The sequence below is a fragment of the Mesorhizobium sp. M3A.F.Ca.ET.175.01.1.1 genome (assembly GCF_004791945.1).
Taxonomy (GTDB): Bacteria; Pseudomonadota; Alphaproteobacteria; order Rhizobiales; family Rhizobiaceae; genus Mesorhizobium.
In genome coordinates this window covers 1-418 of the sequence record NZ_SRTP01000094.1, presented here as the reverse complement: position 1 = coordinate 418, position 418 = coordinate 1, and the positions used below count along the sequence as shown (strand labels likewise).

At 64.8% G+C, this 418-nt stretch carries 1 pseudogene; it reads left to right on the top strand.

The annotated features are described in order from the left end of the window. Positions 1-8: 8 nt before the first annotated feature. A pseudogene (locus EN818_RS30890) lies at positions 9-418 on the top strand (fuconate dehydratase); the annotation flags it as partial.

Sequence of the window (418 nt, the reverse complement as noted above, 5' to 3'; positions counted from 1 at the left end):
AGGCAGCAATGACGAAAATGACGGACCTCAGAACCTTCGACCTGCGCTTCCCGACGTCGCAAAGCCTCGACGGCTCGGACGCGATGAATCCGGACCCGGATTACTCGGCCGCCTATGTCATCCTGGACACCGATGTCCCGTCGCTGAAAGGCCATGGGCTCACCTTCACCATCGGCCGCGGCAACGATATCTGCTGCGCGGCGATCGAGGCGTTGCGCCATCTCGTCGTCGGGCTCGACCTCGACTGGGTGAAGCAGGATCCCGGCCGCTTCTGGCATCATGTGACCGGCGACAGCCAGTTGCGATGGATCGGCCCGGACAAGGGCGCCATGCATCTCGCCGTCGGCGCGGTGGTCAATGCGGTCTGGGACCTGTGGGCGAAGGAAGCAGGCAAGCCGGTCTGGCGCCTGGTCGCCGA